Raw genomic sequence first — 16,350 nt, 5'->3', positions numbered from 1 at the left:
AACCATGGCAGAGACAACCGCTTCGGGCTATATCCAGCACCACTTGCAGAACCTGACCTTCGGTCAGTTACCCAATAGCGGCTGGGGCTTTGCTCACACCGCAGCAGAAGCCAAAGAAATGGGCTTTTGGGCTTTCCACGTCGATACCCTCGGCTGGTCGGTCGCATTGGGTCTGATTTTCGTCCTGATTTTCCGCATGGCGGCAAAGAAGGCGACTTCCGGTCAGCCAGGTGCTTTGCAGAACTTCGTTGAAGTATTGGTCGAATTCGTCGATGGCAGCGTGAGAGACAGCTTCCATGGCCGTAGCCCGGTGATTGCACCGCTGGCACTGACCATCTTCGTCTGGGTGTTCCTGATGAACGCCGTCGACCTGATACCGGTCGATTGGATTCCTCAGTTGGCCATCCTGATCACCGGCGATGCGCACATTCCATTCCGTGCCGTATCGACCACTGATCCTAACGCCACCCTGGGTATGGCCCTGTCGGTGTTTGCGTTGATCATTTTCTACAGCATCAAGGTCAAGGGCATCGGCGGCTTCATCGGCGAACTGACCCTGCACCCGTTTGGCAGCAAGAACATTTTCCTGCAAGCGCTGCTGATCCCGGTGAACTTCCTGCTGGAATTCGTCACCCTGATCGCCAAGCCAATCTCATTGGCACTGCGACTGTTCGGCAACATGTACGCCGGCGAACTGGTCTTCATTCTGATTGCTGTGATGTTCGGCAGCGGTCTGCTCTGGCTTAGCGGCCTGGGCATTGTTCTGCAGTGGGCGTGGGCTGTGTTCCACATCCTGATCATCACCCTGCAGGCGTTTATCTTCATGATGTTGACCATCGTTTACCTGTCGATGGCGCACGAAGAGAACCATTAAGACCAGTCTCGACTAGTCTGATGTCCTTCCCGGTGAAACGGGAAGGTGGCCCTTCAGGGCTATGAAACGATTTGTTTTACCGCTTTAAAATCTAAAAAACCTAAACCATACGACGTAAAAGTCGGGAGGAAAGATGGAAACTGTAGTTGGTCTAACCGCTATCGCTGTTGCACTGTTGATCGGCCTGGGCGCCCTGGGTACTGCCATTGGTTTCGGCCTGTTGGGCGGCAAGTTCCTGGAAGGCGCCGCGCGTCAGCCAGAAATGGTTCCAATGCTGCAAGTTAAAATGTTCATCGTCGCCGGCCTGCTCGACGCCGTGACCATGATCGGCGTTGGTATCGCTCTGTTCTTCACCTTCGCGAACCCCTTCGTTGGTCAACTCGCTGGCTAATCACTCGAATTTTCGAGTTGATTAGAGTGATGGACAACGAACGAGCGAGGTGTTGGCGTGAACATTAATGCAACCCTGATTGGCCAGTCCGTTGCGTTCTTCATTTTTGTACTGTTTTGCATGAAGTTCGTGTGGCCTCCGGTCATCGCGGCTTTGCACGAACGTCAGAAGAAGATCGCGGATGGACTGGACGCTGCCGCCCGAGCAGCTCGCGACCTGGAATTGGCCCAAGATAAAGTGGGTCAAAAACTGCGCGAAGCAAAAGCTCAGGCAGCCGAAATCATTGAGCAAGCCAAGAAACGCGGTAACCAGATCGTTGAAGAGGCTGTTGAAAAAGCCCGTATCGACGCTGACCGTGTGAAGGTTCAGGCTCAGGCCGAGATCGAGCAGGAACTGAATAGTGTCAAAGATGCGCTGCGTGCCCAACTGGGTGCTCTGGCCGTCGGCGGTGCTGAGAAGATCCTGGGTGCCACAATCGATCAAAACGCGCACGCGGAGCTGGTTAACAAACTGGCTGCTGAAATTTAAGCGAGGGCGATCATGGCAGAATTGACCACGTTGGCCCGACCTTACGCTAAGGCAGCCTTCGAGCACGCCCAGGCCCACCAGCAACTGGCCTCTTGGTCAGCCATGCTCGGCCTGGCTGCAGCAGTGTCGCAAAACGACACCATGCAGCGCGTGCTCAAGGCCCCGCGACTGACGAGCGCAGACAAGGCCGCCACGTTTATTGACGTGTGCGGCGACAAGTTTGATGTGAAAGTGCAGAACTTCATCCACGTCGTTGCCGAAAACGACCGTCTCCCGCTTTTGCCGGAGATCGCCGCTCTGTTTGACCTGTACAAGGCCGAACAAGAGAAATCGGTAGATGTTGAAGTCATCAGTGCTTTTGCATTGAACCAAGAACAGCAAGACAAACTCGCCAAGGTTCTCAGTGCACGACTCGACCGGGAAGTGCGCCTGCAAGTTGCGGAGGATGCCACCCTGATTGGTGGTGTCATCATTCGCGCCGGCGACCTGGTTATCGATGGCTCGATTCGCGGCAAACTCGCGAATCTTGCCGAAGCATTGAAATCTTGAGTTTGAAGGGGCAGCAGAGCAATGCAGCAACTCAATCCTTCCGAAATAAGTGAAATTATCAAGGGCCGCATCGACAAGCTCGATGTGACCTCCCAAGCCCGTAACGAAGGCACTGTCGTCAGCGTATCTGACGGCATCGTGCGGATTCACGGTCTGGCCGACGTTATGTACGGCGAGATGATCGAGTTTCCGGACGGCGTCTTCGGTATGGCTCTCAACCTGGAGCAAGACTCTGTAGGTGCCGTTGTATTGGGCTCCTACCAGACTCTGGCCGAAGGCATGAGCGCCAAGTGCACAGGCCGCATCCTGGAGGTTCCGGTTGGTAAGGAACTGCTGGGTCGCGTTGTCGACGCACTGGGTAACCCAGTTGACGGCAAAGGTCCGCTGAACAACACCGAGACCGATGCGGTCGAGAAAGTTGCTCCAGGCGTGATCTGGCGTAAGTCGGTAGACCAGCCTGTACAGACTGGCTACAAGGCTGTCGATGCCATGATTCCTGTCGGCCGTGGCCAGCGCGAGCTGATCATCGGTGACCGTCAGATCGGTAAAACCGCTCTGGCGATCGACGCGATCATCAACCAGAAAAACAGCGGGATCTTCTGCGTCTACGTAGCTATTGGTCAGAAACAATCGACCATCGCCAACGTGGTTCGCAAGCTGGAAGAAAACGGCGCCTTGGCTAACACCATCGTCGTGGCCGCCAGTGCTTCCGAATCCGCTGCACTGCAGTTCCTGGCACCGTACTCCGGTTGCACCATGGGCGAGTACTTCCGCGACCGCGGTGAAGACGCGCTGATCGTTTATGACGATCTGTCCAAGCAAGCAGTGGCTTATCGCCAGATTTCCCTGCTGCTGCGCCGTCCACCAGGCCGTGAAGCTTACCCAGGCGACGTGTTCTATCTCCACTCCCGTCTGCTGGAGCGCGCATCCCGCGTTTCGGAAGAGTGGGTAGAGAAGTTCACCAACGGCGCAGTGACCGGCAAAACCGGTTCCCTGACCGCACTGCCGATCATCGAAACCCAGGCTGGCGACGTTTCCGCGTTCGTTCCGACCAACGTGATTTCCATCACCGACGGTCAGATCTTCCTGGAATCGGCCATGTTCAACTCCGGGATCCGTCCTGCAGTGAACGCCGGTGTTTCGGTATCCCGTGTGGGTGGTGCCGCTCAGACCAAGATCATCAAGAAGCTCTCCGGTGGTATCCGTACCGCTCTGGCTCAGTACCGTGAACTGGCGGCATTCGCCCAGTTTGCTTCTGACCTGGACGAAGCGACCCGTAAGCAACTTGAGCATGGTCAGCGCGTTACCGAGCTGATGAAGCAGAAGCAATACGCACCAATGTCGATCGCTGACATGGCGCTGTCGCTGTATGCCGCTGAGCGTGGGTTCCTGACCGACGTTGAAATCACCAAGGTCGGCAGCTTTGAACAAGCGCTGATTGCTTACTTCAACCGCGATCACGCCGAATTGATGGCGAAGATCAACGTGAAAGGTGACTTCAATGACGACATCGACGCTGGCATCAAAGCCGGTATCGAGAAGTTCAAGGCCACCCAAACCTGGTAAGCCGCAGCGGGGGCCGTGAGGCTCCCGCTTGCTAACCTGATAGGTGTTACATGGCAGGCGCAAAAGAGATTCGCAGTAAGATTGCGAGCATCAAAAGCACGCAAAAGATCACCAGCGCCATGGAAAAAGTGGCGGTCAGCAAAATGCGCAAGGCACAAATGCGCATGGCTGCTAGCCGTCCCTACGCGGATCGTATCCGCCAGGTTATTGGTCATCTGGCCAACGCCAACCCGGAATATCGCCACCCGTTCATGCTCGACCGCGAAGTAAAGCGTGTCGGTTATGTTGTGGTGAGCAGTGACCGTGGTTTGTGCGGTGGTTTGAATACCAACCTGTTCAAGGCCCTGGTCAAGGACATGGCGGTAAACCGCGAAAACGGCGTCGAGATTGATCTGTGTGTGATCGGTAGCAAGGGTGCGGCCTTTTTCCGCAACTTCGGCGGTAACGTCGTTGCAGCTATCAGTCACCTGGGTGAAGAACCGTCGATCAATGACCTGATCGGCAGCGTCAAGGTGATGCTGGATGCTTACCTGGAAGGCCGGATTGACCGCCTGTCCGTGGTATCCAACAAGTTCATCAACACCATGACGCAACAGCCTACCGTGGAGCAGTTGATTCCATTGGTGGCGACCCCGGAACAAGAACTCAAGCACCACTGGGACTACCTCTACGAACCAGACGCCAAAGAGCTGCTTGACGGCTTGATGGTGCGCTACGTGGAGTCGCAGGTGTACCAGGCGGTGGTCGAGAACAACGCGGCGGAACAAGCTGCGCGGATGATCGCGATGAAGAGCGCTACCGACAACGCCGGTGATTTGATCAGCGATTTGCAGCTGGTCTACAACAAGGCGCGTCAGGCTGCGATCACCCAAGAGATCTCGGAAATCGTCGGCGGCGCTGCCGCGGTTTAACGGTTCAAATATTCAGAGGATCCAGCTATGAGTAGCGGACGTATCGTTCAAATCATCGGCGCCGTTATCGACGTGGAATTCCCACGCGACAGCGTACCGAGCATCTACAACGCTTTGAAAGTCAAAAGCGATGCCGGCACCACCCTGGAAGTTCAGCAGCAGCTGGGCGACGGTGTGGTTCGTACCATTGCAATGGGTTCCACCGAGGGCTTGAAGCGCGGCCTGGAAGTCACTGACTCTGGCGCTGCCATCTCCGTACCGGTCGGTAAAGCGACCCTGGGCCGGATCATGGACGTCCTCGGTAACCCGATCGACGAAGCCGGTCCAATCGACACCGAAGAGCGCTGGGGCATTCACCGTCCTGCGCCATCCTTTGCGGAACAAGCGGGCGGCAACGACCTGCTGGAAACCGGCATCAAGGTTATCGACCTGGTTTGCCCGTTCGCCAAAGGCGGTAAAGTCGGTCTGTTCGGTGGTGCCGGTGTAGGCAAAACCGTAAACATGATGGAACTGATCCGTAACATCGCCATCGAGCACAGCGGTTTTTCCGTGTTCGCTGGTGTGGGTGAGCGTACTCGTGAGGGTAACGACTTCTACCACGAGATGAAGGACTCCAACGTTCTGGACAAAGTAGCACTGGTTTACGGTCAGATGAACGAGCCGCCGGGTAACCGTCTGCGCGTAGCACTGACCGGCCTGACCATGGCCGAGAAGTTCCGTGACGAAGGTAACGACGTTCTGCTGTTCGTCGACAACATCTATCGTTACACCCTGGCCGGTACTGAAGTATCCGCACTGCTGGGCCGTATGCCTTCCGCAGTAGGTTACCAGCCGACCCTGGCCGAAGAGATGGGTACTCTGCAAGAGCGTATCACTTCGACCAAAAACGGTTCGATCACCTCGATCCAAGCGGTATACGTACCTGCGGATGACTTGACTGACCCGTCGCCAGCGACCACCTTCGCCCACTTGGACGCTACCGTCGTACTGTCCCGTGACATCGCCTCCCTGGGTATCTACCCAGCGGTCGATCCACTGGACTCGACTTCGCGCCAGCTGGATCCGAGCGTGATCGGCCAGGAACACTACGACACCGCTCGCGGCGTTCAGTACGTGCTGCAGCGTTACAAAGAACTGAAGGACATCATTGCGATCCTGGGTATGGACGAGCTGTCGGAAACCGACAAGCAGTTGGTATCTCGCGCTCGTAAGATCCAGCGCTTCTTGTCGCAGCCGTTCTTCGTGGCTGAAGTCTTCACCGGTGCCTCGGGTAAATACGTTTCCCTGAAAGACACCATTGCTGGCTTCAAAGGCATCCTCAACGGTGACTACGACCACCTGCCAGAACAAGCGTTCTACATGGTCGGCGGCATCGAAGAAGCGATCGAGAAAGCCAAGAAACTGTAATCCTGGCGCCCGGCAACGGGCGCTACTCAGGTTGAGGCAAGCAGATGGCTATGACAGTCCATTGCGATATCGTCAGCGCGGAAGGGGAAATTTTCTCCGGTCTGGTTGAGATGGTAGTAGCGCACGGCGAACTGGGTGACCTTGGTATTGCCATGGGTCACGCACCGTTGATCACCAGCTTGAAGCCAGGTCCGATCACTCTGACCAAGCTAGGCGGGGAAAAGGAGGTGTTTTACATCTCTGGTGGTTTCCTCGAGGTTCAGCCGAACATGGTCAAGGTACTTGCCGATACCGTGCAACGTGCCGCCGACCTGGATGAAGCCTCCGCTCAGGACGCCGTCAAGGCTGCCGAGAAGGCCCTGAACGAAAAAGGCGCAGATTTCGACTACGGTTCTGCTGCTGCACGTCTGGCCGAGGCCGCAGCTCAGCTGCGCACCGTCCAGCAGATCCGCAAGAAGTTTGGCGGCTAAGCCGTCAAGCCTCATGCGTGATTGATTAAAAAGGGTAGCCTCGGCTACCCTTTTTCTTTATTTGCAAAACACTTCTTTGGTCTGAAGTCTGACCGCCCAGGATTGGTAGCCATTCATGTCTCTCGAAATCGTAATTCTCGCCGCCGGCCAAGGCACCCGCATGCGTTCGGCGCTGCCCAAGGTGCTGCACCCGGTCGCCGGTGACTCCATGCTCGGCCATGTTATCCACAGCGCCCGGAAACTGGACCCCCAACGTATCCATGTAGTGATTGGCCATGGAGCTGACGTGGTGCGTGAGCGGCTGGCGGCGGACGATTTGAATTTCGTATTGCAGGACAAGCAACTGGGTACCGGTCACGCCACCGCCCAAGCCGTGCCTTTCATTAAGGCTGACACGGTGTTGATCCTTTACGGCGACGTGCCGTTGATCGAGGTGCAAACCCTACTACGCCTGCTCAAGCATGTGGTGCCCGGTCAAATGGGCCTGCTGACCGTTGAGCTGGATGACCCAACTGGCTATGGTCGGATCGTGCGCAATGCCGACGGCAAGGTCACTGCGATCGTCGAGCATAAAGACGCAAGCGAAGCCCAACGTGTCATCACCGAAGGCAACACCGGTATCCTCGCTGTACCGGCTGATTGCCTGGCGGACTGGATGAGCCGCCTGTCCAATAACAACGTCCAGGGTGAGTACTACCTGACCGACGTGATTGAAATGGCTGTCAGCGATGGCCTGCTGGTTGCCACCGAGCAGCCCCACGACCCCATGGAAGTGCAGGGCGCCAACGACCGCAAGCAACTGGCCGAACTGGAGCGTCACTATCAGCAACGTGAAGCCCGTCGCCTGATGGCGCTTGGTGTCACCTTGCGTGACCCGGCGCGTTTCGATGTGCGCGGCGATGTCACTGTGGGCCGCGATGTGCTCATCGACATCAACGTGATCCTCGAAGGCCGTGTGGTTATTGAAGATGACGTAGTCATCGGCCCGAACTGCGTGATCAAGGACAGCACCCTGCGCAAAGGCGTGGTGATCAAGGCCAACAGCCATATCGAAGGCGCAGTGATGGGTGAGGGTAGCGATGCCGGCCCATTTGCCCGTCTGCGTCCAGGCAGCGTGCTGGGTGCCAAAGCCCATGTGGGTAACTTCGTCGAACTGAAAAACGCCAATCTGGGTGAAGGCGCCAAGGTAGGTCACCTGACCTACCTAGGTGATTCGGTGATCGGTGCTCGCACCAACATCGGCGCTGGCACCATCACCTGCAACTACGATGGCGCCAACAAGCATCAGACCACCATCGGCGAAGACGTGTTTATTGGCTCCAACAACTCTCTGGTGGCCCCAGTGACCATTGGGGATGGTGCCAACACCGCTGCGGGTTCGACCATCAATCAGGATGTGGATAAGTCCCAACTGGCCGTAGCCCGCGCCCGTCAACGCAACATCGACGGCTGGAAACGCCCGGTCAAGACCAAGAAGACCTGAGTTATCCACAACCCCGCAAACCTGTTGGTCCGGTACGTCGGTCCAACAGGTTTTTTTATGCCTTGTGCTTGACGATTTCTCTCCAATAGGTTTTTATTGCCTTCGTTATCTTTCGAAACGAAACTTATAATCACCATGTCGAAACGAAATACACCCCAACGACGCCACAACATTCTTGCCTTGCTCACCGAGCAGGGTGAAGTCAGCGTGGACGAACTGGCCAAGCGTTTCGAAACTTCGGAAGTGACCATCCGCAAGGATCTCGCTGCGCTGGAGAGCAACGGCCTGTTGCTGCGACGCTACGGCGGTGCGATCACCATGCCCCAGGAGTTGGTGGGTGATCCCGCCCAGCCTATCTCGGTCTACAAACGCGCCATCGCCCGTGCGGCTGTGAATCAGCTGCGCGAACATGCGCGGATCATCATCGACAGTGGCAGCACCACCGCCGCCATGATCCCCGAACTGGGCCATCAACCCGGCCTGGTGGTAATGACCAACTCGCTGCACGTGGCCAGTGCCCTGAGCGAATTGGAACACGAGCCGGTGCTATTAATGACCGGCGGCACCTGGGACCCCCATTCGGACTCGTTCCAGGGCCAGGTCGCCGAGCAGGTATTGCGCTCCTACGATTTCGACCAACTGTTCATCGGCGCCGACGGCATCGATCTACAGCGCGGCACCACCACGTTCAATGAATTGCTGGGGCTGAGCCGGGTCATGGCCGAAGTCGCCCGTGAAGTGGTGGTCATGGTCGAGTCCGACAAGATTGGCCGCAAGATCCCCAACCTGGAACTGCCCTGGAGCAGCGTCCATACCCTTATTACCGATGATCGCCTGCCGCTTGAGGCCCGCGACCAGATTCAAGCCCGCGGCATTACGCTGATTTGCGCGGCAGTCATCTAGGAGAGAAACCATGTGTGGAATTGTTGGCGCAGTCGCTGAACGAAACGTCACCGCCATTTTGCTTGAAGGCCTCAAACGCCTTGAATACCGTGGCTATGACAGCGCTGGTGTGGCGGTTTTTTCCAACGCCGGCAAGCTTGAGCGCATGCGTCGCCCGGGCAAGGTTGCTGAGCTGGAACAAGCCCTGGCCGGCGAGCCTCTGGTCGGCCGTCTGGGCATCGCCCACACCCGTTGGGCAACCCACGGCGCACCGTGCGAACGCAACGCCCACCCGCACTTCTCCGGTGACCTGGCGGTGGTTCACAACGGCATTATTGAAAACCACGAAGTGCTGCGCGAACAGCTCAAAGGCCTGGGCTATGTGTTCACTTCGGACACCGATACCGAAGTCATCGCCCACCTGCTGAACCACAAACTCAAGGACCACAGCGACCTGGCCACCGCCCTCAAGGCTACCGTCAAGGAACTGCATGGCGCCTATGGCCTGGCCGCGATCAGCGCCAGCCAACCGGATCGCCTGGTCGCCGCCCGCAGTGGCAGCCCGCTGGTGATCGGCTTGGGCCTGGGCGAAAACTTCCTGGCCTCTGACCAATTGGCCCTGCGCCAGGTCACTGACCGCTTCATGTACCTGGAAGAAGGCGATATCGCCGACATCCGCCGCGAAAGCGTGGCGATCTGGGACGTTAACGGTCAGCCGGTCGAACGCGAAGCCGTGCAGTACCGCGACGGTGCCGAAGCCGCCGACAAGGGTGAGTTCCGCCACTTCATGCTCAAGGAAATCCACGAGCAGCCGTCCGTGGTGCAACGTACCCTGGAAGGCCGCCTGAGCCACAATCAGGTACTGGTCCAGGCCTTCGGCCCGCAAGCCGCTGAACTGTTCGCCAAAGTGCGCAATGTGCAGATCGTCGCCTGCGGCACCAGCTACCACGCCGGTATGGTCGCCCGTTACTGGCTGGAAGAACTGGCCGGCATCCCGTGCCAGGTGGAAGTGGCCAGCGAGTTCCGCTATCGCAAAGTGGTAGTGCAACCGGACACCCTGTTCGTCACCATCTCCCAGTCCGGCGAAACCGCCGACACCCTGGCCGCCCTGCGTAACGCCAAGTTGCTCTCTACAAAAGAAGGGGGCTACCTCGCCAGCCTGGCGATCTGCAACGTCAGCATCAGCTCCCTGGTGCGCGAGTCCGACCTGACCCTGCTGACCCAGGCCGGTCGTGAAATCGGCGTGGCGTCCACCAAAGCCTTCACCACCCAGCTGGTCGGTCTGTTGCTGCTGACCCTGTCCCTTGGCCAGGTTCGCGGCACACTCGCCGAAGGCGTCGAAGCCACCCTGGTGGAAGAGCTGCGCCGCTTGCCAACCCGTCTGGGCGAAGCCCTGGCCATGGACAGCACCGTGGAGAAAGTCGCCGAACTATTTGCCGACAAAAACCACACTCTGTTCCTCGGCCGTGGCGCGCAATACCCGGTGGCGATGGAAGGCGCCCTCAAGCTCAAGGAAATTTCCTATATCCACGCCGAAGCCTACCCGGCCGGTGAGCTAAAGCACGGCCCGTTGGCCCTGGTGGATGACGATATGCCGGTGGTCACCGTTGCGCCAAACAACGAGCTGCTGGAGAAGCTCAAGTCCAACCTGCAGGAAGTCCGCGCCCGTGGCGGCCAACTGATCGTCTTTGCTGATGAGAAGGCGGGCATGACCAATGGCGAAGGCACCCACGTCATTAACATGCCGCACATCCACGACACCCTGTCGCCAATCCTCTACACCATCCCGTTGCAACTGCTGTCGTATTACGTCGCCGTGCTCAAGGGCACTGACGTTGACCAGCCGCGTAACCTGGCGAAATCGGTGACAGTGGAGTAAGCCATTCAGGGATTACCCATACTGTGAATTTAGAGAATTAAAACTGTCGCGAAGGGTGCCCGTATTTCGGGGCCTGCAGCGTCGTATAAAGGAACCGAAAAACTGTCGCAACCACCCCAAAAGCTGGTTCGGACACATGATCTAGAACATTAAAACTCTTGCAACCAGTAATGACACGACATCCACGTACCTTTGATGGAGCCGCTTGCGGCGAGCCTCTGGGTCGGATCAAGGGGCAGAACGATGAAGCGCTGATCATTCTGAGTGATAGTCGGCTTCATCGAGGCTTGAGCGCTTGACTGGTTCGGGTTCGGGTTCGGCAAAACGATGGTTTCCTCGAACTCTCCAGGATCTTCGCCATTACTCGCGTTATGTCTTAAAATAGCCGGTTGCCGAAGAACCGTCATGACCATAGCCATGAAGGGCTTCCATCCTTTACAAATAAGTGTGATGAAGATGAACAAGCCTTTCATTTCGCTGTGCCCTGAAATTACTCGGGCGCACGCGCTGACGCTGATGGATTGGTTGGAGGATGAGCGAGTCACCTGCTATCTGAGCGATTCGCGTCATGTCTCCCGCTCCATCGAGCAAGCCATCGATCGGACTCAATTGCCGATCCTGACCCATCTATTCAACCGGGGCGGCCGATTCTTCATGGCCTATGACCGGCATGACGCCCCGGTGGGCTTTGTCCGTCTAATCAAGACCGGCTCAAATTGCGAGATAGTCCTGGTCATTGGAGACCGCGACAAATGGGGTCGAAACCTTGGCGCCCGTACGATCCGCGAAGGAATGAAACTGGCCTTCCTCGACATGCGGGCCGAGAAGCTCATCGCCAAGATCCACCCGGACAACGCGCGCTCGCAGAAAGCCTTTCTGCGCAGCGGCTTTCTGCTTGAGAGCGAAACGCCGACATTGAAGTCATTTTCCATGACGGCGGGGCGCTATCTCCAGTTCTTGCGCGAAGGTACCGTTGGCGACTCCACTAGGATCTACATCACTGAAATCGACAAGGCCAGGCTCGAGAGTCTAATCGTGCTCGAGCAAGGCCCGGCCATTGTTGAACTCGAACATGAGCTTGAGCGAGCCATTGTCGTCAAGCCGCAGCAGGTGGCGTGCAATGTCGTCACGATGAACTCTAGGGCCTTGCTGCAGCTGGACGACGAAGAGATCGAAGTGGCCTTGGTCTACCCTGAAGACGCGGACAGCAACGCAGGGAAGTATTCCGTGTATTCCGACATCGGCGCCGCCATCCTGGGCTATCAGGAGGGGGACGCCATCGACTGGCGAATTTCTGATCGGACCCGCCGGATTGAGATCAGGAAAGTGCTTTACCAGCCGGAGGCTGCGGGCGATTTCCACCTATAATTGCGCCTTTTGCTCAGTGTTCGTCCATCAGGTATGGAAAGCGAGGATCCCCCAAAGGAAATTTTCTGAACAATATGGAAATCGGAGCAAGGCAACCGCGTCCAGAGAATATGCGCTGGGGAATGCCTGTAACAGATACTGATCCGAGCAATCAGCTACCTGCGACAGATTTAATTCGCCAGCGACAGTTTTAATTCTCTAAAACCAACTGTTGGTTTTAGAGAATTAAAACTGTCGCAGGAGCCGGTGAGGTCTGTCCAACCCCGTCTCCTGCGCTGATCTTCGGCCCTACGCCTGCTGCCTCGCTTTCCTTCAGCTGACCCTTAGGCGGTCTGTGAAGGCACGCATAAGACCATCGATTACCGAGTATTCAGGTAGGTTAACGATTTCCGGTAGCCTGGATCAAAATCGCATCAACGCCAACAACCGTCGTTATCAGGGAAAAATGCTTGGCGACTGGATCGTTGATTTGGCCAAAGATATGGGGCTCCGTGGCGCGACCCTATCTACAGGTATCGAGGGTTTTGGGTACACCGGTCGGTTGCACTCCTCGCATTTCTTTGAGCTGGCGGATCTACCGAGATTCGCATGGCTATCACCGAGGACGAGTCCGAAACATTGTTCAAGCGATTGGAGGACGAGGAAATCTCAGTGTTTTTTATTAAGACCCCAATCGAAATGGGCATCGTCGGCAAAAAGGCCAACTGACCTATATACCCTCTTAATTCTGAAGCGATGAGCATGAGCTAAGTAGATGCCCTGCTGGTGGCGCGATCGATGATGAGTTTGTCATCGGTATAGATGACTCTTAAACACCGCACACCGCTTACCCTTAGCGCAATCGTCCTAAGCGTTAATGTTGTAAGAGGGTGTTGCCGGAGGCAATGCCATATTACCTACAAGATTTCTAACTACATTCAGTCATCACCCTCCAAATGGTAGTTTTCTGCCTAGACTTGCTCTTGTCCGCCGTGCACATGCTTTCAGAGCATGGAACTGTACGAAAAACTAAAACAAGAGGAATCCCCCAATGTTCAAACCTATGTGGAAAGCAGTCGCCTGCGCCCTTGCCCTTGGCACCATGAGTACGGCCATGGCTGCAGATCCGGTGATTATAAAATTCTCCCACGTCGTTGCAGAGCAGACGCCCAAAGGCCAGGGCGCCCTGTTGTTCAAGAAACTGGTGGAAGAACGCTTGCCCGGCAAGGTCAAAGTCGAGGTCTACCCCAACTCCTCGTTGTTCGGCGATGGCAAAGAGATGGAGGCCTTACTGCTCGGGGACGTACAGATGATTGCACCGTCGCTGGCCAAGTTCGAGCACTACACCAAGACCGTTCAACTGTTCGACCTGCCTTTCCTGTTTGATGACATCACCGCTGTTGACCGCTTCCAACTGAGCCCGCAGGGCCAGGGACTGCTCAAGTCCATGGAAGACAAAAACATCACAGGACTGGCCTATTGGCACAACGGGATGAAACAACTGTCCGCGAACAAAGCGCTACGAGTGCCGGGTGATGCCCGTGGCCTGAAGTTCCGGGTGCAGGCCTCTGCCGTGCTCGAGGAGCAGTTCAAGGTTATACGCGCCAATCCGCGCAAGATGAGCTTCGCCGAGGTTTATCAGGGCTTGCAGACCGGTGTCGTCAACGGCGCGGAGAATCCTTACTCGAACATCTACAGCCAGAAAATGCATGAAGTACAGAAGTACATCACCGAATCCAACCATGGTGTACTGGACTACATGCTGATCACCAACACCAAGTTCTGGAGCGGTTTATCGCCGGAGCTTCGTGGCGAGCTGGACAAGATCCTCGTCGAAGTCACCTCCCATGTGAACAAAGAGGCCGAGCAACTGAATCAGAACGCCAAGCAGAGCATCATTGCGGCCAAAACCACCGAGATCATCACCCTAACACCTGAGCAGCGCGAACAATGGCGTGTCGCGATGAAACCGGTGTGGAAAAAATTCGAAGGCGATATCGGCGCCGAGCTGATCACTGCCGCTGAAGCTGCCAACCAGGCCCAATGATCGGTCGTCGGCAGGTGTTGCCGCCCTGGCAGCACCTGCCTGTCGTCCGCTACAGGAGATGCCATCCATGAATGCTCTTCGGCGCATCTGGGAACACTTCGAGGAAGGCTTCATCGTCTTCCTTCTGGCCGCCATGACGTTGGTAACATTCGTCTACGTTGTCCTCAACAACCTCTACACCCTGTTCTATCGCCTCGCTGAGAACTGGGAAGGCGCCAGCGAATCGCTGTTCGCCATCGGCGACGGCGTCATGGGTATGGCACAGGCCATGACCTGGAGCACCTCACTGACCAAGGCCTTGTTTGGCTGGCTGATTTTTTTCGGGCTGTCGTACGGTGTGCGCACGGCCGGCCATATCGGCGTTGATGCGCTGGTCAGGCTGGCCAGCAAATCGGTGCAACGGCTCATTGGCATCATTGCCTGTCTTTTCTGTCTGACTTATGCCGGATTGCTCAGCATTGCCAGTTTCGGCTGGATCCAGACCCTGATGATTGTGCGCATAGGTGCCGAAGACCTGGGCCAGTACGGGATCATGCAATGGCACATCGGTTTGATCGTCCCCGTAGGGTTCGCCTTGGTCTTCATCCGTTTCGCTGAAATTCTCGTGCGCATCCTGCAAAACAGGCAGACCGGCCTGGGCTTGGCCGATGAAGCCGCAGATGCGATGAAACTGACTGAACACGAGGATGACAAGTCATGACTATTGCCTTCCTCTTTGCATCACTGTTCGTGCTGATGTTGATCGGCGTTCCCATTGCTATCTCCCTGGGGTTGGCGGGCTCACTGACCATCGTTTTTTTCAGCCCGGACTCCGTGCGCTCACTGGCGATCAAACTGTTCGAGACGTCGGAGCACTACACGCTGCTGGCCATCCCGTTCTTTCTGCTCGCGGGGGCCTTCATGACCACCGGTGGCGTCGCTCGGCGGCTGATTGACTTTGCCAATGCCTGTGTCGGCCATATTCGTGGTGGTCTGGCTATCGCTGCCGTGTTGGCGTGCATGTTGTTCGCTGCCCTTTCCGGATCGAGCCCAGCCACTGTGGCGGCGGTGGGTTCAATTGCCATTGCCGGCATGGTCCGCTCCGGTTATCCGCAGGCCTTCGGCGCGGGGATCGTCTGTAACGCGGGAACCTTAGGCATCCTGATCCCACCTTCGATCGTGATGGTGGTCTACGCCGCCGCGACCGAAACGTCTGTCGGCAAACTGTTTATGGCTGGCGTGTTACCGGGCCTGCTGCTGGGGCTGGCGTTGATGGTGGCGATCTACATCGTCGCCGTGAAGAAAAAACTCCCCGCCATGCCGCGCGCGACGTTCCGTGAATGGCTTGGCACGGCACGCCAGGCGATCTGGGGCCTATTGCTGATGCTCATCATCCTGGGAGGCATCTACTCCGGGATGTTCACCCCGACTGAAGCGGCGGCGGTGGCGGCCGTGTACTCGGCATTCATCGCCTTGTTCGTATACAAAGACCTGACGTTTCGCGATACGCCAAAAGTCCTGCTGGACTCGGCCAAGCTGAGCATCATGCTGATGTTCATTATTGCCAACGCCATGCTCTTCGCCCATGTGCTGACGACCGAGCAGCTACCGCAACAGATCACCGCGTGGGTGATTGAAGCGGGGCTGACACCGGTGATGTTCCTGCTGGTGGTGAACATTGTGCTGTTGATTGCAGGGGCTTTTATGGAACCCTCGGCCATCATCCTGATCCTGGCACCGATCCTCTTCCCCATCGCCATGAAGCTGGGTATCGATCCGATTCACCTGGGCATCATTATGGTGGTGAATCTGGAGATCGGCTTGATCACGCCGCCCGTGGGTCTGAACCTGTTCGTGACCTCTGCTGTGACGGGTATGACACTGCCGGCAACCATCAGAGCCGCCATGCCGTGGCTGATGATCCTGCTCCTGTTCCTGATTCTGATTACCTACGTGCCTTGGATCTCCCTGGCTTTGCCAAACTGGCTGGGCATGAGTTGATGCCTGCCTGTCCGGGTACTGGACGTTCGTCAGTAT

At 56.8% G+C, this 16,350-nt stretch carries 16 protein-coding genes and 1 pseudogene; 16 read left to right on the top strand and 1 reads right to left on the bottom strand.

From position 1 onward, the window contains the following. Positions 1–4: 4 nt before the first annotated feature. The 11 genes from atpB (at position 5) to glmS (ending at position 10,940) form a co-directional block, all read left to right on the top strand. Positions 5–874: a F0F1 ATP synthase subunit A gene (gene atpB / locus ACZRJ6_RS08815; protein ID WP_149412832.1), complete on the top strand. Its 870-nt coding sequence runs from the start codon at positions 5–7 to the stop codon at positions 872–874. 133 nt (positions 875–1,007) lie between these two features. Next, positions 1,008–1,265 carry a F0F1 ATP synthase subunit C gene (gene atpE, locus ACZRJ6_RS08810; protein WP_002555987.1) on the top strand — a complete coding sequence of 86 codons (258 nt, stop codon included), beginning with the start codon at positions 1,008–1,010 and terminating at the stop codon, positions 1,263–1,265. A 57-nt stretch (positions 1,266–1,322) separates the two neighbouring features. Continuing rightward, entirely contained in the window at positions 1,323–1,793 is a 471-nt protein-coding gene (locus ACZRJ6_RS08805; RefSeq protein WP_149412833.1) for a F0F1 ATP synthase subunit B, read from the top strand. 12 nt (positions 1,794–1,805) lie between these two features. After that, positions 1,806–2,342 (top strand): F0F1 ATP synthase subunit delta, encoded by a 537-nt coding sequence (locus ACZRJ6_RS08800; protein ID WP_149412834.1) that lies wholly within the window; start codon positions 1,806–1,808, stop codon positions 2,340–2,342. Positions 2,343–2,363: 21 nt separating this feature from the next. Further along, positions 2,364–3,908 carry a F0F1 ATP synthase subunit alpha gene (gene atpA, locus ACZRJ6_RS08795; protein ID WP_463967519.1) on the top strand — a complete coding sequence of 515 codons (1,545 nt, stop codon included), beginning with the start codon at positions 2,364–2,366 and terminating at the stop codon, positions 3,906–3,908. Between the two features lie 50 nt (positions 3,909–3,958). Next, positions 3,959–4,819 (top strand): F0F1 ATP synthase subunit gamma, encoded by an 861-nt coding sequence (atpG, locus tag ACZRJ6_RS08790; RefSeq protein ID WP_463967520.1) that lies wholly within the window; start codon positions 3,959–3,961, stop codon positions 4,817–4,819. A 27-nt stretch (positions 4,820–4,846) separates the two neighbouring features. Beyond that, positions 4,847–6,226, top strand: a complete 1,380-nt coding sequence (gene atpD, locus ACZRJ6_RS08785; RefSeq protein ID WP_149412836.1) for a F0F1 ATP synthase subunit beta — start codon at positions 4,847–4,849, stop codon at positions 6,224–6,226. 44 nt (positions 6,227–6,270) lie between these two features. Continuing rightward, on the top strand, positions 6,271–6,696 hold the full coding sequence (locus ACZRJ6_RS08780) for a F0F1 ATP synthase subunit epsilon (RefSeq protein WP_463967521.1): 426 nt from the start codon (positions 6,271–6,273) through the stop codon (positions 6,694–6,696). Between the two features lie 115 nt (positions 6,697–6,811). Next, complete coding sequence (glmU, locus tag ACZRJ6_RS08775; RefSeq protein ID WP_463967522.1) at positions 6,812–8,179, top strand: bifunctional UDP-N-acetylglucosamine diphosphorylase/glucosamine-1-phosphate N-acetyltransferase GlmU; 1,368 nt, start codon at positions 6,812–6,814, stop codon at positions 8,177–8,179. Between the two features lie 135 nt (positions 8,180–8,314). Next, on the top strand, positions 8,315–9,082 hold the full coding sequence (locus tag ACZRJ6_RS08770; protein WP_463967523.1) for a DeoR/GlpR family DNA-binding transcription regulator: 768 nt from the start codon (positions 8,315–8,317) through the stop codon (positions 9,080–9,082). 10 nt (positions 9,083–9,092) lie between these two features. Beyond that, on the top strand, positions 9,093–10,940 hold the full coding sequence (gene glmS / locus ACZRJ6_RS08765) for a glutamine--fructose-6-phosphate transaminase (isomerizing) (RefSeq protein WP_463967524.1): 1,848 nt from the start codon (positions 9,093–9,095) through the stop codon (positions 10,938–10,940). A 149-nt stretch (positions 10,941–11,089) separates the two neighbouring features. On the opposite strand, the gene ACZRJ6_RS08760 is transcribed toward glmS, so the two are convergent. Then, positions 11,090–11,359 carry a hypothetical protein gene (locus ACZRJ6_RS08760; RefSeq protein ID WP_463967525.1) on the bottom strand — a complete coding sequence of 90 codons (270 nt, stop codon included), beginning with the start codon at positions 11,357–11,359 and terminating at the stop codon, positions 11,090–11,092. Between ACZRJ6_RS08760 and ACZRJ6_RS08755 the strand changes: the two genes are divergently transcribed. The 5 genes and pseudogenes from ACZRJ6_RS08755 to dctM all read left to right on the top strand — a co-directional run bounded on the left by ACZRJ6_RS08755 (position 11,346) and on the right by dctM (position 16,314). After that, complete coding sequence (locus tag ACZRJ6_RS08755) at positions 11,346–12,308, top strand: bifunctional GNAT family N-acetyltransferase/nucleoside diphosphate kinase regulator (RefSeq protein WP_463967526.1); 963 nt, start codon at positions 11,346–11,348, stop codon at positions 12,306–12,308. The genes ACZRJ6_RS08760 and ACZRJ6_RS08755 overlap by 14 nt on opposite strands. A gap of 445 nt (positions 12,309–12,753) precedes the next feature. Then, positions 12,754–13,016, top strand: a pseudogene (locus ACZRJ6_RS08750) (DUF190 domain-containing protein). Positions 13,017–13,338: 322 nt separating this feature from the next. Beyond that, positions 13,339–14,334: a TRAP transporter substrate-binding protein gene (locus tag ACZRJ6_RS08745; protein ID WP_463967527.1), complete on the top strand. Its 996-nt coding sequence runs from the start codon at positions 13,339–13,341 to the stop codon at positions 14,332–14,334. Between the two features lie 67 nt (positions 14,335–14,401). Next, complete coding sequence (locus ACZRJ6_RS08740) at positions 14,402–15,034, top strand: TRAP transporter small permease (protein WP_463967528.1); 633 nt, start codon at positions 14,402–14,404, stop codon at positions 15,032–15,034. Further along, on the top strand, positions 15,031–16,314 hold the full coding sequence (dctM, locus tag ACZRJ6_RS08735) for a C4-dicarboxylate TRAP transporter large permease protein DctM (RefSeq protein WP_463967529.1): 1,284 nt from the start codon (positions 15,031–15,033) through the stop codon (positions 16,312–16,314). Before ACZRJ6_RS08740 ends, dctM begins: the two co-directional genes overlap by 4 nt. Positions 16,315–16,350 lie beyond the last annotated feature (36 nt).

The organism is Pseudomonas sp. C321 (genome assembly GCF_055407105.1).
This window is presented reverse-complemented; position numbering and strand designations above follow the sequence as displayed.